The sequence below is a fragment of the Ancylobacter sp. TW_SC_1 genome (assembly GCF_056836805.1).
Genome location: NZ_CM166365.1, coordinates 3919347 through 3939088, shown reverse-complemented (window position 1 = coordinate 3939088; position 19742 = coordinate 3919347). Strand labels below are relative to the sequence as shown.

The window sequence follows — 19742 nt, the reverse complement described above, 5'->3', positions numbered from 1 at the left end:
CCTTAAACGAGGCCGCGCGCGATGCCGCCGTCGACATTGATGGCCTGGCCGGTGACGTAGCTGGCCAGCGGACTGGCGAGCCAGGCGACCATCACGGCGATCTCGGCCGGCTCGGCGAAGCGATTGAGGGGAATCTCGTGCGAGAATTCCTCGAAGATCTCCTCGATGGCGACGCCGCGCTCCGCCGCCATGCGGCTGGCGCGATTGATCCAGAGTGGGGTCCTGGTGCGGCCCGGCCCGACGCTGTTGATGCGGATGCCCTGCTCGCCGAGTTCCAGCGCCAGCGTCTTCACGAGGCCGAGCAGGCCGGCCTTGTGGACATTGGTCATCACCTGATGGGCGTAGGGCATCTTGGCCGCCGCCGCTCCCAGCGTGACGATGGCGGGCGCGTCGCCCTTCGCCAGCAGCGGCACGCCGGCGCGGATGGCGCGCACGGTCGAGAGCACGTTGAAATGGTAGCTGGCGAGCCAGTCCTCGTCGGTCAGCGTCTCGAAGTCGGCGCGCACGCTGCCGCCGACCGCGCTGACGAGGATGTCTAGCGCGCCCCAGCGCGTCCGGACCTCGTCCATCAGCGTCGCCGCCGATCCGGCGTCCTGCACGATGTCGGCGACGAAAAGCTGCGGTGCGCGGCCCGTGGCCACGACGAGGCGGGCGCTCGCAGCATCGAGATTGTCGCGGCTGCGCGAGGCGATGATCACCTGCGCGCCCTCGCGCAGCAGGATCTCGGCGGTGGCCTCGCCAATGCCGTAGCTGCCGCCGACGATGACGGCGCGGCGGCCGTCAAATCCCAGATTCATAGTGGCTCCTCAGGACGAAACGATAGACGCGGAAGACCACCAGGATGGTCGACGAGATCACCGCGATGCGCACGATGTGGAAGGCGGTGACGAGCTCGGCGTCGGCGTGCATCGCCTTGGCGGTCAGCACCATTTCGGTGATCGCCGCTGGCGCGAGGGCGAGGAAGCTGGTGGTCAGCGGCAGCCCGGTGGCCAGCGACAGCACCTCGGCCCCGACGGCGGCGGCGAGGATCAGCAGCAGGGCGATCAGCAGTCCGGCGGCGGCGACGCGCGGCAGGCGTACGAACAGGTCGCGCCGGAAGCGCATGCTCAGCCAGACGCCGATCATGATCTGCGCGGCGACGATGAGGATGCCGGGCACCGCCACGTTCAGCAGCCCCGACGCCCCCAGCGCGGCGCTCGGCAGCAGCGAGCCGAGCAGCCACGGGTTGGGGATCACGGTGGGGCGCAGCGCCTGCGCGCCGAGATAGGCGACGACGAGGCCGAGGCCGAGCAGCAGCAGGTCGTGCGAGGCGGCGGGGTCGACCTGGCTGATCGTGCCGAGCTCGCCGAAGGCGAACACCATGAACGGCACGATGCTGACCACGGTGGTCACGCGCAGCGCGTGGACGATGGACACCGCATTGGTGTCGCCGCCCCGCGCGGCGGCCACCACCGCCATGTCCGCCATGCCGCCGGCGGCGGTGGCGAAGAACGCCGTCGTCGCGTCGATGCGCGCCAGCGGGCGCATCAGCAGCGCGCCGAGAAAGGTCGCCACGATGATGTAGAGCGTGGACACCAGCATTGCCGGCAGCAGTTCCAGCGACACCAGCAGAAGATGCGGCGTGAAGCGCATGCCGATGGCGAGGCCGACGATGACCTGCCCGATCTCGCGCAGATGCGGCCCGGCCTGCAGCGGCACGCCGAGCACGGTGAGCGCGCCGCAGACGAACAGCGGGCCGAGCATCCAGGGCAGCGGAACGTGCAGCAGCGAAGCGAGATACCCGGCCGCCGCCGCCACGACATAGGTGGCGACGAGGCGCAGCCACCAGCGCAGGGCCGGGGAACGCAGCAGGCCCGTCCTGTCCGACTCCTTGGGGATTTCCGCCATCAGTCGTCCGCCCTTCCGCGCATGCCCTCGCCGCGCATGCCGTCGTGCCGCGCCCCGGCGAGGATTCGCGCGGGCCTGGACGACGGACATGCCCGGTGAAGGGCGGGGCGAATGGACATGGCGACCTCCCGTGGCTCGCGTCTCGACGCGGTTCGATCCGCCGGCGGAGCCTTGGGAGATTGAGACAGCAAGAATGACAACTGTCAACAGATCGAACTTATCCGCAGCCTCTTCTCCCGGCCATTCCGGCGGCGCAGGCCGGGTGGTTCCTCACGGAAGTTGCTGGCCAAAAGGGCGATGCGACCGCGTATTTGCGCCGCGCGGGGCAAAAACCTGCGCCAAGCTGGAATGCAAATCTGTTGACAGTTGACGGATAGGGGAACAGTCTGAGCCTGCCTAATCCACGCGGGCCGGGCAGCGCATCGCCATCGGCCGAATGATCCAGATGGAACGGCGGGAGGAAAACATGACAGATTTCACACGCAGAGATGCATTCAAAATTTCCGCGGGCGGGCTTGCGGCCGCCGGCGGCCTGATCGCGATGCCGTCCATCCTGCGCGCGGCGGCCTATCCCACGCGTCCGATCAACGTCATCGTGCCATTCGCGACCGGCGGCTACAATGACCGCCTCTCCCGTGCCTTCGCGCCCTATCTCGAAAAGGAGATCGGCCAGCCGCTGGTGATCGTGAACAAGCCCGGCGCCGGTACCCAGCTGGGCAATTCCTACGCGCTCAACCAGCCTGCCGACGGCTACAGCATCATGTGCACCTCGGCGGCGCCGTACATCCCGCTGACCGTGCTGCTGCAGAACGCGCCCTACAAGGTCGAGGACTTCTCGATGCTGAACCTGCCGTCGCGCGACTACACGCTCGCGGCGACCTCGATCGGCGGTCCGGTCAAGACCTTCGCCGAGGTGATCGAGACGCTGAAGAAGGACCCGGGCAGCCTCAGCATCGGCGTGCAGCCGGCCTCCGCCGACTATGCCAACATGGTGCTCGCCTTCCAGGCCGCCGAGATCGACCCGACCAAGCTGCGCATCGTCACCTATGACGGCGGTGGCCCGGCCCGCAACGCCACCGCCGGCGCCCAGGTCGATGTCGGCTTCGTCGGCGGCGAGGGCTTCCTCCCGCTCAAGACGAAGATCCGCCCACTGGCCATCTTCGCGGCCGAGAAGGTCGACTGGTATCCCGACGCGCCGCTGATCGGCGAGAGCGGCCTCAAGATCGATTTCGTCGAGGGCTCGCAGCGCGGCTGGGCGGTCACCACCAAGCTCCGGAACGAGCAGCCCGATGTCTACAAGTTCCTGGCCGGCGCGGTCGAGCGGGCGAGCACGAACCCCAAGGCGGTCGAGGCCCTCAAGCTGCAGGAACTCGCCACCACCTGGTATGGCCCCGAGGCCTCCAACAAGGCGTATCTCGACAACGCGGCCAAGATGGCCAAGTACGTCGACCTGCTGAAGTAGGCCGCATCATCGGAAGGCGGGCGGGGCCCGGTCCCGTCTGCCCTCTCTCTCCCTCCTTCGAATAATGGAGATGACGATGCGTATCGGTCGGCAAAACTACGCCATCGACTACGGCCATCTGGCTCTCATCACGCTCATTGCGGCCGCCGTCTTCTGGTATCTGCTGGACGCCCGCAGTGTCTCGCTGAGCATCAACAACCTTCTTCTGCTCCAGCCGATCGCGATCTTCGCGCTGGCGATGTACCTCTTCATCATTCCCCAGTGCTTCCACAGGGTCGACGCGAGGGAAGCGGCGAAGGCGCCGGCCGAACAGGATCCGCTCTCGCCCACGCTGCCGTCGGAGCGGGCCGATGTCATCAAGATGGCCCTGCTCGGCCTCTCGCTGGGCCTGATGGTGTTCCTGCTCGACGTGGTCGGCTTCGACGTCGCGTTGTTCTGCTTCACCGCCGCCGCCATGGCGATCTGCGGCGAGCGGCGACCGGTCCATCTGCTGCTCTTCTCGCTCGTCGTCACCGTGGTGGCGATCTACGGGTTCCGGGCGCTGATCCCTTTTCCCATGTTTACCAGCATCCTTTGAGGCGCGAGCATGATCGACATTTCCGCCTTCCAGGATGCGCTGGGCATCATGTTCTCGTCGGTCGGGTCCTGGGGATGGATCGTTCCCGGCCTGATCGTCGGCCTGGTCTTCAGCGCCATTCCCGGCATCTCGATCACCATGGCCATGGCGATCGTGCTGCCGATGTCGCTCTACATGGATTTCTTCTCGGCCATCGTGTTTCTCACCTCGGTCTATACCGGAGCGGGGTTCGGCGGGTCGGTGCCGGCGATCCTGATGAACATACCGGGCTCGCCATCCTCCTTCGCCACGACCTTCGACGGCTACGCGATGTCGCAGAAGGGCGAGCATAACGAGGCGCTGGGCTACGCGCTGTTCGCCTCCACCATCTGCGGCATCGGTGGCTATCTGCTGCTGCTGCTGGTGATCGAGCCGCTCGCCGACATCGTGCTGCGGATCGGGCCGGTCGAGATGTTCGCGGTGGCGATCTGGGGCATGCTGCTGCTCGGTTCGCTCGGCTCCACCTATGTCAGCCGTGGACTGCTCGCCGCCGCCTTCGGCATCCTGCTCGGCACGGTCGGCATGAACACCGCCGGCTTCACCCGCGGCACGATGGGCCTGCCGGTGCTGCTCGACGGCATTGCCCCGATCCCGGCGATGATCGGCCTGCTCGCGGCGGGCCAGCTGCTCAGCCTCGCCAGCCGCGACTACATCATCGAGGCCGAAGGCTCGCGCGAGGTCAGCCTGCGCCGCATCCTCAAGGGCTGCTGGGGCACGTTGAAGTTCCCCGGCGTGCTGCTGCGCGGCTCGATCATCGGCATCGTCATCGGCGCGGTGCCGGGCGTCGGCTCCTCGATCGGCAACCTCATCGCCTATGCCGAAACCAAGCGTACCGCCAAGGACAGCGCGACCTTCGGCAAGGGCAACCCCAAGGGCGTGGTGGCGGCTGAATCCGCCGTGGCCAGCGCCGAGGGCGGCTCGATGGCCACCATGCTGGCGCTCGGCATCCCCGGCGGCGGCGCGACGGCGATCCTGATCGCGGCCTTCATGATGCACAACATCGTGCCGGGCCCGAGCTTCATCGAGACGCAGAAGCCGATGGTCTACGCCATCATCCTCAACAACATCGTCCAGGCGATCGTGCTGCTGGTGGTGGGCATCGGCTTCATCTACGCCGCGACCAACATCATGAAGGTCCGCACCCGTTACGTGCTGCCGGCGATCCTGGTTATCGCCACGCTCGGCACCTATGCGGTGACCGGCGAGACGGCGGGACCGATCACGCTCTTCGTCTTCGCGCTGCTCGGCTTCGCGCTCGCCCGCTACCAGTATCCGGTCGCGGCGGTGGTGGTCGGCATCCTGCTCGGGCGCATGCTGGAGACAGAGTTCCTGCGTTCCTACCAGCTCTCGGGCGGCAACCCGCTCTACATCTTCGAGCGGCCGGGGGCGATGGCGATCGTCGCCGTCATGCTGGCGTCGCTGGCGATGACGGCGTGGGGCAAGCGCAAGCAGCACAGGGCCGAGGCCGAGGAGGAGGCCGCGATGCTGCGCCTCCAGCAGGAAGCGGCGGCGGCGCGGGCGCACACGACGCCGAGCAAGGGCTGAGGCCTTCCATTGCTTCTCCCCCAGGGGCGGGCGCGAACCCGCCCTTTTTCTTTGTGGGGGTGACAGGGGAGGGGCTCCCACCTCTGTCAGCGCGATGGCCAGGGATTGCATTCCCGTCCGGCATGAAAAAGCCCCTCCCGCCGGTGGCGGAAGGGGCTTTCAGTCGTCCGTCGTTCCGGCGTCAGGCGCGCGCGTCGAGAGCCACCGAACCGAAGGCGGCGCGCTCCTGCGCGTCGAGCTGGTCGATCAGGCCCATCTCCCAGGCGAGATACTGGCGGGAGGCTTCGGCGTTGCCGTCATGGCGGTCATGGACGAACCAGACGCGGTCGCGCGCGTCCTCGCGGCTCATCCGCCGGCGCACGCGGTCGACCGGCCAGCCCGCCGCCGCGCAGGCATCGAGATCGGCCGTCAGCCAGCCGGCGCCGATGCCGGCAGCTAGCAGCTCGGTGGTGGCAGCAGCGACGGCAGCGGCGTCGCCGAGCAGGATGGCCCGCCGGGTGCCGGCTGGCAGGGTTCCCGGCAGGTCGCCGCGCAAGGTCCAGCGCGCACCCTCCAGGCGGCAGCCCTCCCACTCGAACGAGGGGCGCAGGTCCAGCACCGGAACGCCCTTCTGCGCCAGCATCCACGCGGCCCCGGCGCCGAGCATCGCGGGCGGCGCGGGCGGCTCCAGTGCGGAGGAGGGAACGGCGAGGCCTGCGGTTTCCGGCCCGGCATCGAGCGCCAGTACATGTACCTCGAAGCCGAGCGCGCGCAGGAACAACCCGGCCAGCGCTGCCCGCAGCCCGGTGTCGTCCATCAGGATCAGCCGCGCATGGCGCACGCCAACATATTGATCCGTCGCCTGAATCAGCTGGCCGGCAAGCGCCGGTACGGCGCCGGGCACCGGCCGCGCGGCCCGTTCGTCGGCGGTGCGCAGGTCGAACAGGAAGGTCGTCCGGTCGGATTCCGCCAGAAAATCCGCCGCCTGGGGGACGGCGATGCGCGACAGCTGCGACAGGGCGATGAGACTCTCCCCGCGGGCGCGGCTGGCGTCCTTCTGCGCCGCGTCCAGCATCGGCATGGGATCGGCGCTGGCGCCGCGCTCGAGCGGCAGGCCGGCCAGCGCCCATCCCTGCGTGCCGTTCTCCAGCGCGTAGACCGGGTTGCCGGCGCCGATGGCGCGCAGCGTCAGCGCGCCGACGATGCCGCGCGTGCGCCCGGCGCAGGTGATGACGATGGGTGTCGCCTCGTCCGGCACCGCCGCGTCGAGCCTGTGGGCAAGTTCGCCATTGGGCATGCAGCGCGCCCCCATGATGCGCATCTTGGCGTATTCGGCCGGCGGGCGGGCGTCGAAGAAGGCGTGCGGGCGCCCCTCGCGCCGCCAGCGATCCAGCGTGGCGGCGTCGATCATCTGCGGGTGATGATCATGTTCCAGCAACTCGCCGAGCGTCTTGCTCGGCACGTTCACGCCGGCGAAGACACCGAAGTCGGCCGCTTTCCAGGCGGGAAGCCCGCCCTGGACGAAGGCGATGTCGGTGTAGCCGCAGGCGGCGAGCCGCCGTGCCGCCTTTTCCGCCGTGCCGTCGCCATCATCGATGAGCAGGATCGGGCAATCGGCACGCGGCACCAGCGATACTGCCGACAGTTCGAGCCGGCTATAGGGGCAGGAGACCGCGAAGAGCGGATGTCCTTCGCCGAAGGCCGCCGCCTCGCGCATGTCGAGAAAGGCGATCTCCTCACCGGCATGGAGGCGGGCCTTCGCCGCCTCCGCCGTCACAGGGCGCACGCTCATGCCACCGGCTCACCGCGGAAGAAGCGATGGAAGGCGGCGTAGATGAGGTCGGGGCGGTGCTCGGCCGGGTAGTGGCCGGTCGGCACGGGCAGGCCGACCAGGTCGTCGGCCCATTCCGACCACGCCTCGACCGGCTTGAAGTGCCGGCCGCAATGGCTGTTGGTGCCCCAGATGACCAGTGTCGGGCAGGCGATCCTGCGCCTGCCGTAATCGGCGGTGTCCATGTCGAGGTCGACGGTGATGGTCGCGCGGTAATCCTCGCAGACGGCGTGGATCTGCTCCGGCGTGGCGCAGCGTACATATTCCTCCATCGCCTCCGGCGTGAAGATGTCGAGACCGACGCCCTTCTTGTTGAGCTTGTAGCGCATGTAATAGTCGAGGTCGGCGCCGAGCAGGTTCTCCGGGAACGGCGCCTTCTGCGCCATGAAGAACCAGTGATAGCTCTCGCGCGCCCAGCCGAGCGTGATGTTGTTCAGCACATGATGGGTCGGCACGATGTCGAGCGCGGCGTAGCGGGTGATGCGTTCGGGCTGGTCGAGGCACATGCGGAAGCCGACGCGGGCGCCGCGATCATGGCCGGCGACGGCAAAGGTCTGGTGGCCGAGCGCGTCCATCACGTCGAAGGCGTCCTCGCCGATGGCGCGGAACGAATAGCCGGAATGGTCCTCGCCGCCATAGGGCTTGGAACTGTCGCCATAGCCGCGCATGTCGATGGCGACGACCGAGAAGTCGCGCGCCAGCGAGGGCGCGACCTTGTGCCAGCTCGCCAGGGTCAGCGGGTTGCCGTGGATCAGCAGCAGGGGTGGGCCCTCGCCGGCCGTGGCGACGTTGATCTCAGCGCCCCGGGTCCTGATGCGCTGGAAGGTGAAGCCTTCCATCAGCCGGGTGGACGGTACGAGCTCGGGAACGGCTTCTGTGACGGCCATGGGCGCCTCCTCTCATCATCTGGGTCGTGTCTATCCTTATTGTGCCAACTGTCAACAATTAGGCGAAAAAGGCAAGGTTTGTCGATGGAGGTGCTCCCGTGAAAATCGGCAGCGCGGGGCGGCGGGTTGTCTAGGAATAAAGCACAATCAAGCATCGTTGCGGGTTGACCTGCCGTATGGGCCTCGCCGCGGTTCCGCATCGGTGGGCATCGGTTGTCGACAGTGTCGGCATCCAGATGCCAATCATGCCGCGACAGGTGCGCTGGAGTGGCCTAGCCGCCATCGACGGCACGCCGCGTGGCGCCGAAAATGCCGGTCTTTCGCGCCGGCTCTCGGCCATCCTTGATTTCCCGATGATATAGAATATCTTAAGTGCTCAATGTTCGAAACTTAATATGAATGGTCCCTTGAACCTCCAGCGTACCTATGATCGTAGCCGCGTGCCGCTTTACCTCCAAGTTGCGGAGGTCATGCGCCAGCGCATCGAGGCGCGGCAGTGGCTGCCGGGCGCCAAGATTCCGACGCTCGAGCAGCTCGAGGTCGAGTTCCAAGTCGCCCGCGTCACCGTGCGGCAGGCCGTCGACATCCTGCGTAAGGAAGGCTTGCTCTATTGCCGGCAGGGGCGCGGCACCTTCATTCTCGAGAAGAAGACCGACAAGCGCTGGCTCAAGCTGGCCACCGACTGGCAGTCGCTCGCCGATTCCCTCAAGGGCAATGTTCCGCGGCTGATCGCGGCGCCGGAAGTCGCGCCGCGGCCGGCGCTGTCGCCGGATGACGGCAAGCCAGCCGACGGCTATGTCTTCCTGCGCAGCGTGCAGTTCAAGGACAACGAGCCCTACGGCATCGTCAACCTGCAGCTCGCGCGCCATGTCTATGATCTCGACCCCGCCGGATTCGCTTCCCGTCCGGCCCTGCCCATCCTGGCGGAACTCAAGCAGGTGCAGGTGAAGACCGCGCGGCAGTCGATCACCATCGGCGGTGCCGATCCAGAGGTCGCGGACCTGCTCAAGGTCGCACTCGGCACGCCGACGGCGATGTGCCGGTGCATCGTCACCGACGCCGCCGATGTCGTGATCTATGTCGCGGACATCATCTATCGCAGCGACTGCGTGCGGATCGATATCGATCTGCTGACCAACGGCCAGCCGATGGCCGATGACGAGCCCCCGGTCGCGGCTCCAGCCCAGCGCAAGACGCGCGGCAAGTCGTAGGCGACAAGTCCTCGGCGACAAGTCCTTGGCGGCAAGCCGTAGCGCGGGCCGCGCCGCTCCTCTCAAGCAAATCTCGGCGGAACTGGGGCAGCTGCCCGGCAGCGGCGCCGCCCGGTCGTGCCCGCACCCGTCGGATCGCGAGGGACGGCGTCGGACCTCCCGCAACGCGTCCGCCGGGCCGCATGCGTATAAAGTCGAACAAAATGTATTGTCTTACTAAAGATAGTATCATAGCGTCATTTTCGCGGGGTGGTTCTTCCGTGCGCGCATGTCGATCCCTCGCCTGAAGAGGCAGGGGACCGGCGGTGGAAGCGCCCCTTCGACCCGAGACCTGTCCCAGCGGAAGATGGCCATGCGCATATCGATTGTCAGCGAGAGCTCTGCCTTTGAGCCACGGGTTTCCGCGTCTGCGGATACGGTTCGTCGTTATGTCGGATTGGGAGCTGAGGTTGTCGTGTCGTCGGGGGCTGGTGTGGCCTCTGGGATTGGCGACGGGGAGTATGAGGGTGCGGGCGCGCGGGTGGTGGCGGACAACGCCGCGGCGGTCGCGGGGGCGGACATCGTGCTGTGCGTGCGCCGTCCGGCGGCGGCGGCGCTGAAGGGGGCGAACCCCGGGGCGCTGGTGATCGCGATCATGGACCCGCACGGGCATGAGAAGGAGCTCGAGGCGCTGGCCAAGGCGGGGGTGTCGGCCTTCGCGATGGAGCTGATGCCGCGCATCACCCGGGCGCAGGTGATGGACGTGCTGTCCAGCCAGGCGAACCTGGCGGGCTACCGGGCGGTGATCGACGCGAGCGCGGAGTTCGGCCGGGCGTTTCCGATGATGATGACGGCGGCGGGCACGGTTCCGGCGGCGCGGGTGTTCGTGATGGGCGCGGGCGTTGCGGGGCTGCAGGCGATCGCCACGGCGCGGCGTCTGGGCGCGGTGGTGTCGGCGACCGATGTGCGCCCGGCGGCGAAGGAGCAGGTGGAGAGCCTGGGCGCCAAGTTCATCGCGGTGGAGGACGAGGAGTTCAAGCAGGCGGAGACGTCGGGCGGCTACGCCAAGGCGATGTCGGGCGAGTATCAGCAGAAGCAGGCGGCGCTGGTGGCGAGCCACATCGCCAAGCAGGACATCGTGATCACCACGGCGCTGATCCCCGGGCGTGCGGCGCCGAAGCTGGTGTCGGGCGAGATGGTGGCGTCGATGAAGCCGGGCTCGGTCATCATCGACCTGGCGGTGGAGCGCGGCGGCAATGTCGAAGGGGCGGTCCCCGGCGAGGTGGCGACGACGGCCAATGGCGTGAAGATCGTCGGGCACCTGAACGTTCCGGGGCGGCTGGCGGCGACGGCGTCGCAGCTCTACGCCAAGAACCTGTACGCCTTCGTCGAGACGCTGGTGGACAAGGGCACGAAGAGCCTCGCGGTGAAGTGGGACGACGAGCTGGTGAAGGCGACGCTGCTGACCAGGGACGGCGCGGTGGTGCATCCGGGGTTCGCGCCGGCTTCGGAGGTTTCGCCGGCGGCTTGAGGAGCGCCGTCCTCCCGGACGGCGGCAGGCCGCTGCGGGAGCGCGTGCCACTCAGGCGACGCTCCCGGCTCTGCGCCTTGGCGCCGGCCGGGATGACGTTCTCGCCATGCGGTTCAGGAAACAGCAAGCCCATGGGTTGCCTCGGGCGACCTTCGAGATCCAAAGGGAATTGAGGAAATGGCCAATCCGGCAGGGGGCGTGATACTCGCCCAGAACGCGCCGAGCGGGGACGCGATGGCGCAGAACGCGGCGGAAGGCGCGCGCATGGCGGCGGAAGTGGCGCGCCAGGCCGCCGAGGCGGCGCGGGCCTATGCGGATGCCGCGGCGCAGAGCTATGCGGAGATCGCGGGCGATGTGGCGGGCACGGCGGCGCATGCGCTGACGGGCGGGGCGATCGACCCGTTCGTGTTCCGCCTCGCCATCTTCGTGCTGGCGGTGTGCGTGGGCTACTACGTGGTGTGGTCGGTGACGCCGGCGCTGCACACGCCGTTGATGAGCGTGACCAACGCGATCTCCTCGGTGATCGTGGTGGGGGCGCTGCTGGCGGTGGGCGTGGACACGGTGGCGGACGGCACGGAATGGGCGCGGGGCTTCGGCTTTGTCGGCCTGGTGCTGGCGTCGGTGAACATCTTCGGCGGGTTCCTGGTGACCAGCCGGATGCTCGCCATGTACTCGAAGAAGAAGTGAGGGCGCCCCGATGAACGCCAATCTGGTCGCGCTCCTCTACCTCGTCTCGGGGGTCCTGTTCATCCTGGCGCTGCGCGGGCTGTCGAGCCCGGTGACGTCCCGCCAGGGCAATCTGTTCGGCATGGTGGGCATGGCGATCGCCATCGCCACGACGCTGGCCTCCTCGCCGCCGGCGGGTCTGGGCGGCTGGGCGCTGGTGCTCGGCGGGCTCATCATCGGCGGCGGCGCCGGGGCGGTGATCGCGCGCAAGATCGCGATGACGCAGATGCCGCAACTGGTGGCGGCGTTCCACTCGCTGGTCGGCCTGTCGGCGGTGATGGTGGCGGCGGCGGCGCTGTACGCGCCGGCGGCGTTCGGCATCGGCGATCCCGGCCATATCCACGCGCAGGCACTGATCGAGATGAGCCTCGGCGTGGCGATCGGCGCCATCACCTTCACAGGTTCGGTGATCGCCTTCGCCAAGCTGAACGGCAACATGTCGGGCAAGCCGATCCTGCTGCCGGCGCGCCACGTCATCAACATCGCGCTGGCGCTGGCCATCGTGGTTCTGGTGGTGGTGCTGACGCTGACCGAGAGCCACACGGTGTTCTGGCTGATCGTGCTGGCCAGCCTGGTGTTCGGCGGGCTGCTGATCATCCCGATCGGCGGCGCCGACATGCCGGTGGTGGTGTCGATGCTGAACTCGTATTCGGGCTGGGCGGCGGCGGGCATCGGCTTCACGCTGGGCAACACGGCGCTGATCATCACCGGTGCGCTGGTGGGCTCCTCGGGCGCGATCCTGAGCTACATCATGTGCAAGGGGATGAACCGGAGCTTCGTGTCGGTGATCCTGGGCGGCTTCGGCGGCGACGCAGCGGCGGGTCCGGCGGGCGCGGTGGAGAGCCGGCCGGTGAAGCAGGGCTCGGCCGAGGACGCGGCGTTCATCATGAAGAACGCGTCGAAGGTGATCATCGTGCCGGGCTACGGCATGGCGGTGGCGCAGGCGCAGCACGCGCTGCGCGAGATGGCGGACCGTCTGAAGGAGGAGGGCGTCGAGGTGAAATACGCCATCCACCCGGTGGCGGGGCGCATGCCCGGGCACATGAACGTGCTGCTGGCGGAAGCCAATGTTCCCTATGACGAGGTGTTCGAGCTGGAGGACATCAACTCGGAGTTCGCTCAAGCCGACGTGGCCTTCGTGATCGGCGCCAACGACGTGACCAACCCGGCGGCCAAGACCGACCCGACGTCGGCGATCTACGGCATGCCGATCCTCGACGTGGAGAAGGCCAAGACCGTGCTGTTCATCAAGCGCGGCATGGCCGCCGGCTATGCCGGCGTCGAGAACGAGCTGTTCTTCCGCGACAACACCATGATGCTCTTCGCCGACGCAAAGAAAATGGTCGAGGACATCGTCAAAAACCTCTGAGGCGCGCCTGCGAACAATGGGAGGAAATCATGCACGCCAAGGCTCTTCTTGCATCCAAATCGCAAGATCTCGTCACCGTCGGCCCGCATGTGGCGATCGTCGATGCGGCCAACCTGCTTGCGAAGCACCGGATAGGCGCGCTTCCCGTGGTCGATGATTGCGGCGAGGTGGTGGGACTGCTGACCGAGCGCGACATCGTCTACCGCTATGCCGCGCACGGCCCCGACATATTGAAGGGCGACGTGGCCGGCGTGATGTCGCGGCTGCTCGGCGTGTGCGGGCCGGGCGACAGCCTCGACGAGATCGGCGAGCGCATGACCGACAAGCAGATGCGCCACATGCTGATCATGGAAGACAATAGAATGATCGGAATTGTCTCCATCGGCGATGTCGTGAAGTCGAGAATAGACGTCATCGAACGCGAACGTGAAGCACTTAAGGCCTATATAGCCGCGTAATATAAGCGTCGATGGCCATTGGTGGACAATAGATGTCGGTTAGTCTGGGAGGACAACGGAATGCTGGTCGTCAATTCGCTCGCCGAGCGCGGCGCGAGCCTGGAGAGCGCCGATGGCGAGGCCCTGAGCGCCGCGGCCGCGGAGCGGTCGCGCGCGGTGTTCCGGCGCTGCGCCGACTATGCCGCGACGCCGCTGTTCAGCCTGCCGGCGCTCGCCCGCAGGCTCGGCGTGGCGAACCTCCATGTGAAGGACGAAAGCGCCCGGCTCGGGCTGGGCAGCTTCAAGGCGCTCGGCGGCGCCTATGCCGTCATCCGTCTGGCGCTGGAGGCGGCGGAGGCGGCGCTGGGGCGCCCCGTGGCGCTTTCCGAACTGGAGCAGCCGGCGGTGCGTGCCGCGACCTCCGCGCTCGTCGTCGCCAGCGCCACCGACGGCAATCACGGCCGCTCGGTCGCCTGGGGCGCCTCGCTGGTGAAATGCCGCGCGGTCATCTTCTTGCACGCCGGCGTCAGCGCCGAGCGCGAGGCGGCCATTGCGCGCTTCGGCGCAGAGATCGTCCGGGTCGAGGGCAATTACGACGATTCCGTCGCGGCGTCGGAGAAGGCCTGCGCCGACAATGGCTGGACGCTGGTCTCCGATACGTCCTGGCCTGGCTATGAGCGCATTCCGACCCTCGTGATGGAGGGATACACGGCCATGGGCCAGGAGGTGGTCGAGACGCTGCCGCAGGCGCCGACCCATTGCTTCCTGCAGGCCGGTGTCGGCGGGCTGGCGGCGGCCATGGCTGGCTATCTCGCGCAGGCCTATGGCGTGCAGGCGCCGCGCTTCGTCGTGGTGGAGCCGGCGCGCGCCGCCTGCCTTATGGCGAGCCACGCGGCCGGCCATACGGTCAAGATCCCCGCGGAGGAATCGACCGTGATGGCCATGCTGGAGTGCTACGAGCCCTCGCTCGTCGCCTGGCGGGTGCTGTCGCGCCTCGCTCATGCCTTCATGACCGTGGACGAGGCGAGCGCCCCGGCGGCGATGAACATGCTGGCGCGCCCGCTGGGCAGCGATCCCGCCATCGTCGCCGGAGAAAGCGGCGGCGCCGGCCTGGCCGCGCTCGTCGCGGCGCTGGACGATCCGCAGGCACGGCAGGCGCTGGGCCTCGAGGCGACGTCGCGCGTGCTGCTATTCAACACGGAAGGGGCGACGGACCGCGCGCTCTATGTCCGCCTGACCGATCTGGAGCCGGAGCGCGTCGTCGCCAGGCGTCTGGCGGCGGCGCCGGTCTAGCCCTTTCAGCCGCCATCCGCCGCCCCCGCCGTCACGCCCAATTCCCACACGCGATGAAAGGCATAAGGCTGACAATGGCTTTACATCATATCATTCTAACAATAGGATGATATTATTCTTGGTCCCGCGCTGGGACCGGATGTGATGTGCCTTGCCGGCGTGCTTTGCGCAGGCATCGGAAGAAGCCTGGCTTGATCCGGGTTTTCTCATTCAAATCAAAGCAGAAACAACAAAAGCAAAACCTTTCAGGAGCAACGGATGATACGCATAAGTCTTGCGAAGAAAGTGGGTCTGGCCGGTGCTTTCGCGCTTGCCTTCAGCGGGGCCGCGGCCGCCGCCGATGACATTCCGGTCGGCGTGAACATGCCGCTCACCGGGGCCTTCGCGGCATCGGGAACCTTCGTCGCCGAGGGCGCGCGCATCGCGGCGGACGAGATCAATGCACGGGGCGGCGTGCTCGGCAGGCCGCTCCGCCTCGTCATCGAGGACAACAAGAGCAATCCGACCGAGGCCGCCGCCGTAGCGGAGAAGCTGATCGTTCGCGACAAGGTGCCGGTGATGATGGGCGCGTGGGGCTCCAGCCTCACCCTGGCGGTCATGCCGAAGCTGATGCAGTACAAGGTGCCGATGATCGTCGAGACGTCCTCGTCGAGCAAGATCACCCTGCAGGGCAACCCTTACGTCTTCCGCATCTCGGCGCCGTCCTCGCTGGAGGCGGAGAACCTTGCCAAGGTTCTCGACAAGTTCAACATCAAGAAGGCCGACTTCCTCGTCATCAACAATGACTGGGGACGCGGCTCGGCGACTGACTTCTCGGCGATGCTGAAGAAGCGCGGCGTCGAGGTCGGCCTCGTCGAGATCATGGACCAGTCGGCGCAGGACATGAGCGCGCAGCTTTCCAAGATCAAGGCGTCGGACGCCGACACGCTGTTCATCACCGCCGCGGTCGAGCAACTCACCCTCGTGCTGAAGCAGGTCGAGGCACTCGGACTGAAGCGCCAGATCATCACCACCGGCGGGTCGCAGAATCCCGACCAGCTCATCGAGCAGGCCGGCAAGGCGACGGAAGGCACCATGCACATGGTGTTCTTCGCGCCCTGGCAGCCGGAGAAGTCGGCCTATCCGCAGAAGTCCGAGGCCTTCATCGCGGCTTGGTCGAAGAAGGGCTTCCAGCCGGCCGGCCTGACCGAGAGCTATCGCGGCTATGACGGCATCAACGCGATCGCCGCCGCCATCGAGAAGGCCGGTTCGGCCGAGCCGGAGGCAATCCGCAACGCGCTCTGGCAGATCAAGGTCGAGGGTCTGAACGGGCCGATCGTCTTCAACAAAGCGGGTCCGGAAGGCCGCGAGAGCGGCCAGAGCGTGCCGGCGACCTATATCGGCAAGGTCGTGAACGGCAAGGTCGACGTTCTCCAGTAGCTTTGCCTCGGGCGGGTCGAACGGCCCGCCCGATTTTCTTCGCCCGACAGGAAGCCGCTCGATCTCTGGGCCGGCACGGATGAGGCACGGACGTGGACCAGCTATCTCAACACTTGGCCAACACATTGATCATGGGCGGCACCTATGCGCTGCTCGGCATCGGCCTGACGCTCATCTTCGGCATCATGCGCGTGGTGAATTTCACCCACGGCGAACTGTATGCCTTCGGCGCCTACCTGCTCTATTTCGTGTCGGTCGTGCTCGGCATGAACTTCTATGTCGCGATCCTGTTCTCCATTGCCGGCGGCATGGTGCTGGGCGCGCTGATCGAGCTGGTGCTGCTGCGCCCCAAGCGGGGGGCCGACATCGACACCACCATGCTCCTGATGATCGGTGCCTGGATCGTCCTGCAGAACACCGAGCATCTCGCCTGGGGCAGCGTCGCCAAGTCCATTCCCTCGCCCTTCCCGACCGAGCCGCTCGTCCTCGGGCCGGTCTCGCTGTCGTGGCTGCGGATCTTCGTGTTCGGCGTCGCTATCCTGCTGATCATTGCCACCTACCTGCTCATCAACCGCACGCGGCTCGGCAATGCGATGCGGGCGACCTTCCAGGACACGGACACGGCCGCGCTGATGGGCGTGAACATCCGTGCCGTCTACACCATGACCTTCGCGCTCGGCTCGGGCCTGGCGTCGGCCGCCGGCGCGCTGCTGGGTCCGGTCTTCGTCGTCACGCCGACCATGGGCGACCTCGCCTCGCTCAAGGCGTTCGCCATCGTTATCCTCGGCGGCCTCGGCAACATCACTGGCGCGACCATCGGCGGCTTCCTGCTCGCCTTCGCCGAGGAGATCGGCGCCGGCTACATCTCGTCCGGCTACCGCGACGCCATGGGCTTCCTCATCATCATCGTCGTGCTGCTGTTCCGGCCGACCGGCATCTTCGCGCGCGTGGAGCGGATTGGATGAACCGTCTGACCCCCCTACTGGTGGTGCTGTTCTTCGTCTCCGTCCCCTTCTGGCTGACGGACCAGTACCTGCTGCATACCCTCATCACGACGGGCATCTTCATTCTCGCAGCGATGAGCCTCAACCTGCTGCTCGGCTATACCGGGCAGCTCAGCCTCGGCCATGTCGCCTTCTTTGGCATCGGCGCCTACACCAGCGCGCTGACCGCGCTCGGCTTCGATGTCGAGCTGTTCGGGCTGTTCCGCGTCGTCCATGAGCCATGGCCGCCCGTCTTCGGTCTGTTCTTCGGCACCGTCGTTGCCGCGCTGTGCGGCTATGTCATCGGCAAGCTCTCCTTCCGGGTGCGTGGGGCCTATTTCGTCATCGTGACGATCAGCTTCGCGGAAGTGACGCGCCTCGTGTCGCTGAACTGGGTCGAGCTGACGCAGGGCCCGCTCGCGCTGCCGGGCATTCCGCCCCTGACGATCGGCTTTCCCGGCCTCGGCTACATGACGCTGTGGGAGAAGGTGGAGAATTACTACGTCGTCCTCGCCTTCATCATTCTCGCCTACATCCTCATCAAACGGCTGGTGAATTCGCGCTTCGGCCGCGCCATGATCGCGCTCAAGGGCAATGAATCGCTGGCGACCTCGGTCGGTATCGACGTGACCCGCTACCTCGTGCTCGCCGCCATCGTCTCGGCCGGCATGGCGGGCTGCGCGGGGGCGCTCTACGCCCACTACATCCAGATCATCGACCCGATGATCTTCATGTTCCTCAATACCGTGACCATGGTCATCATGGTGATCACCGGCGGCAAGGGCACGCTTGCCGGACCGATGGTCGGGGGCCTGATCTTCGGCATGGCGCCGGTGGTGCTGCGCTCCTATGTCGGGCCGGAGATCCAGTGGATCCTCTACGGCCTGCTGATGATCATCGTCGTCTTCGTGCTGCCGCAGGGCATCGTTCCGGCCATCGAGCAGTGGTTCAGCCGGTCGAACCGGTCCGAAGACCTCGCGCAACCCGCCATTGCCGGGAAGGGAGAGAGCGCATGAACGCAAGCATGGCCGCCGCCGCGACCTATGAACGGCCCGTGGCTCTTTCCATCGAGCATGTCGCCGTCCATTTCGGCGGCCTCATTGCGATCTCCGACCTTCACTTCACGGTCGGCGAGGGTGAGCTGGTCAGCCTGATCGGCCCGAACGGGGCCGGCAAGACAACGGCGTTCAACGTCATCACCGGCTTCCTGCGCCCGACCAAGGGCCGGGTGGTCTATCGCGGCGCGTCGCTGACCGGGCTGAAGCCGCACGAGGTGACGAAGCTCGGCCTGGTGCGCACCTTCCAGCGTACCAGCGTCTTCGACACCTGCACGGTGTTCGAGAACATGCTGATGGGCCTGCACCGGCGCATCCATACCGGACTGCTGGCAACCATCTTCGCCCTGCCGAGCAGCCGGCGTGCCGAGGAGAAACTGCGCGAGGAGGCGTGGGAGATCCTGCGCCTCGTCGGCATCGAGCATCGCGCCTCCGAACTCGGCGGCAGCCTGCCCTATGGCGAGCAGCGCCTGCTCGGCGTGGCGCTCGCGCTCGCCGCGAACCCGACCGCGCTGCTGCTCGACGAGCCGGTGTCGGGCATGAACGCGACCGAGACCGGCAGCTTCGTGCGGCTGCTCAAGAAGATACGCGAGCGCGGCATCACCATCCTGCTGGTCGAGCACGACATGCCGATGGTGATGGGCATCTCCGACCGCGTCGTGGTGCTCAACAACGGTCGCCTCATTGCGGAAGGGCCGCCCTCGGTCGTCCAGAACGACCCGGAGGTGATCCGCGCCTATCTCGGCCAGGGAGCGAAGTGTGCTTGAAATCCGCAACATCGTTTGCCGCTACGGCAAGGTCACGGCGCTGAAGGGCATCAGCCTCACCGTGCCGAAGAACAAGCTGGTCGCGCTGATCGGCGCCAACGGCGCCGGCAAGAGCACCACGCTGCGCTCGATCTCCGGACTGGTGCCGCCGGTCAGCGGGCAGATCCTGTTCAACGGCGTGGACATCACGCGGGCCTCGCCCGCCCGGATCCTCGGCCTCGGCATCGCCCATTGTCCGGAAGGCCGGCGCGTCTTCCCGCACATGACGGTGGCCGAAAATCTCGGCATGGGCAGCTATCTGCGCCGGGACAGGGCCGAGGTCGAGATCGATCTCGAGCGGACCTTCGAACAGTTTCCCCGCCTGGCGGAGCGCCGGCGTCAGGTCGCCGGCACGCTGTCGGGCGGCGAGCAGCAGATGCTCGCCATCGGCCGCGCCATGATGTCCCGTCCCTCGCTCATCCTGTTCGACGAGCCCTCGCTCGGTCTGGCGCCGAACATCGTCGAACGGACCTTCGAGATCATCTGCGGCATCCGCGACAGTGGCACCACGGTGCTGATGGTCGAGCAGAATGCCTATTCCGCGCTCGATATGTGCGACTATGCCTATCTGCTCGAAACCGGCTCGATGGCACTCGAAGGACCGGGCGAGGAGATGATAAGCAACCCGCATGTGCGCGAGGCCTATCTGGGCGGTGGCATGGCCCACAGCTTCTAGAGGTCCGGGCGTTCGGCAACCATTGGCAGGAGACAAAATGGACGTGGTCG

18 protein-coding genes are annotated in these 19742 nt (G+C 67.0%); 14 read left to right on the top strand and 4 right to left on the bottom strand.

The window, feature by feature from the left end; translation table 11 throughout:
• Positions 1–2: 2 nt before the first annotated feature.
• Positions 3–797, bottom strand: coding sequence for an SDR family NAD(P)-dependent oxidoreductase (locus tag AC1PZ7_RS18540; protein WP_482356659.1), 795 nt, complete (start codon positions 795–797; stop codon positions 3–5).
• On the bottom strand, positions 781–1887 hold the full coding sequence (locus AC1PZ7_RS18535; RefSeq protein WP_482356658.1) for an AbrB family transcriptional regulator: 1107 nt from the start codon (positions 1885–1887) through the stop codon (positions 781–783). The genes AC1PZ7_RS18540 and AC1PZ7_RS18535 overlap by 17 nt, the downstream gene beginning before the upstream one ends.
• 466 nt (positions 1888–2353) lie before the next feature.
• Here AC1PZ7_RS18535 and AC1PZ7_RS18530 point away from each other — a divergent pair, with 466 nt between their 5' ends.
• The 3 genes from AC1PZ7_RS18530 to AC1PZ7_RS18520 all read left to right on the top strand — a co-directional run bounded on the left by AC1PZ7_RS18530 (position 2354) and on the right by AC1PZ7_RS18520 (position 5510).
• The gene (locus AC1PZ7_RS18530; protein ID WP_482356657.1) at positions 2354–3349 is read left to right on the top strand and encodes a tripartite tricarboxylate transporter substrate binding protein; all 996 of its coding nucleotides are present in this window, start codon (positions 2354–2356) and stop codon (positions 3347–3349) included.
• A 76-nt stretch (positions 3350–3425) separates the two neighbouring features.
• Positions 3426–3926: a tripartite tricarboxylate transporter TctB family protein gene (locus AC1PZ7_RS18525; protein WP_482356656.1), complete on the top strand. Its 501-nt coding sequence runs from the start codon at positions 3426–3428 to the stop codon at positions 3924–3926.
• A 9-nt stretch (positions 3927–3935) separates the two neighbouring features.
• Positions 3936–5510 (top strand): tripartite tricarboxylate transporter permease, encoded by a 1575-nt coding sequence (locus tag AC1PZ7_RS18520; protein ID WP_482356655.1) that lies wholly within the window; start codon positions 3936–3938, stop codon positions 5508–5510.
• A 181-nt stretch (positions 5511–5691) separates the two neighbouring features.
• Here AC1PZ7_RS18520 and AC1PZ7_RS18515 read toward each other — a convergent pair whose 3' ends face one another.
• Positions 5692–7281 carry a rhodanese-like domain-containing protein gene (locus tag AC1PZ7_RS18515; RefSeq protein ID WP_482356654.1) on the bottom strand — a complete coding sequence of 530 codons (1590 nt, stop codon included), beginning with the start codon at positions 7279–7281 and terminating at the stop codon, positions 5692–5694.
• A complete protein-coding gene (locus AC1PZ7_RS18510) occupies positions 7278–8207 on the bottom strand; it encodes an alpha/beta fold hydrolase (RefSeq protein WP_482356653.1) in 930 nt (309 codons plus the stop codon). Before AC1PZ7_RS18510 ends, AC1PZ7_RS18515 begins: the two co-directional genes overlap by 4 nt.
• A gap of 395 nt (positions 8208–8602) precedes the next feature.
• On the opposite strand from AC1PZ7_RS18510, the gene AC1PZ7_RS18505 reads away from it, so the two are divergent.
• From AC1PZ7_RS18505 to AC1PZ7_RS18455, 11 genes are all read left to right on the top strand, one after another.
• Positions 8603–9418 carry a GntR family transcriptional regulator gene (locus AC1PZ7_RS18505; RefSeq protein ID WP_482356652.1) on the top strand — a complete coding sequence of 272 codons (816 nt, stop codon included), beginning with the start codon at positions 8603–8605 and terminating at the stop codon, positions 9416–9418.
• Between the two features lie 352 nt (positions 9419–9770).
• Positions 9771–10928, top strand: coding sequence for a Re/Si-specific NAD(P)(+) transhydrogenase subunit alpha (locus tag AC1PZ7_RS18500; RefSeq protein ID WP_482356651.1), 1158 nt, complete (start codon positions 9771–9773; stop codon positions 10926–10928).
• Positions 10929–11162: 234 nt separating this feature from the next.
• On the top strand, positions 11163–11615 hold the full coding sequence (locus tag AC1PZ7_RS18495; RefSeq protein ID WP_482359581.1) for a proton-translocating transhydrogenase family protein: 453 nt from the start codon (positions 11163–11165) through the stop codon (positions 11613–11615).
• A 10-nt stretch (positions 11616–11625) separates the two neighbouring features.
• On the top strand, positions 11626–13023 hold the full coding sequence (locus tag AC1PZ7_RS18490; RefSeq protein ID WP_482356650.1) for an NAD(P)(+) transhydrogenase (Re/Si-specific) subunit beta: 1398 nt from the start codon (positions 11626–11628) through the stop codon (positions 13021–13023).
• 29 nt (positions 13024–13052) lie between these two features.
• Complete coding sequence (locus AC1PZ7_RS18485; protein ID WP_482356649.1) at positions 13053–13481, top strand: CBS domain-containing protein; 429 nt, start codon at positions 13053–13055, stop codon at positions 13479–13481.
• A gap of 60 nt (positions 13482–13541) precedes the next feature.
• Positions 13542–14753 carry a diaminopropionate ammonia-lyase gene (locus AC1PZ7_RS18480; protein WP_482356648.1) on the top strand — a complete coding sequence of 404 codons (1212 nt, stop codon included), beginning with the start codon at positions 13542–13544 and terminating at the stop codon, positions 14751–14753.
• A 258-nt stretch (positions 14754–15011) separates the two neighbouring features.
• The gene (locus AC1PZ7_RS18475) at positions 15012–16172 is read left to right on the top strand and encodes an ABC transporter substrate-binding protein (protein WP_482356647.1); all 1161 of its coding nucleotides are present in this window, start codon (positions 15012–15014) and stop codon (positions 16170–16172) included.
• A gap of 92 nt (positions 16173–16264) precedes the next feature.
• A complete protein-coding gene (locus AC1PZ7_RS18470; protein ID WP_482356646.1) occupies positions 16265–17137 on the top strand; it encodes a branched-chain amino acid ABC transporter permease in 873 nt (290 codons plus the stop codon).
• Positions 17134–18171 (top strand): branched-chain amino acid ABC transporter permease, encoded by a 1038-nt coding sequence (locus tag AC1PZ7_RS18465; protein WP_482356645.1) that lies wholly within the window; start codon positions 17134–17136, stop codon positions 18169–18171. The genes AC1PZ7_RS18470 and AC1PZ7_RS18465 overlap by 4 nt, the downstream gene beginning before the upstream one ends.
• Complete coding sequence (locus AC1PZ7_RS18460; RefSeq protein WP_482356644.1) at positions 18168–18977, top strand: ABC transporter ATP-binding protein; 810 nt, start codon at positions 18168–18170, stop codon at positions 18975–18977. The genes AC1PZ7_RS18465 and AC1PZ7_RS18460 overlap by 4 nt, the downstream gene beginning before the upstream one ends.
• The gene (locus AC1PZ7_RS18455; protein ID WP_482356643.1) at positions 18970–19692 is read left to right on the top strand and encodes an ABC transporter ATP-binding protein; all 723 of its coding nucleotides are present in this window, start codon (positions 18970–18972) and stop codon (positions 19690–19692) included. The genes AC1PZ7_RS18460 and AC1PZ7_RS18455 overlap by 8 nt, the downstream gene beginning before the upstream one ends.
• Positions 19693–19742: the final 50 nt, after the last annotated feature.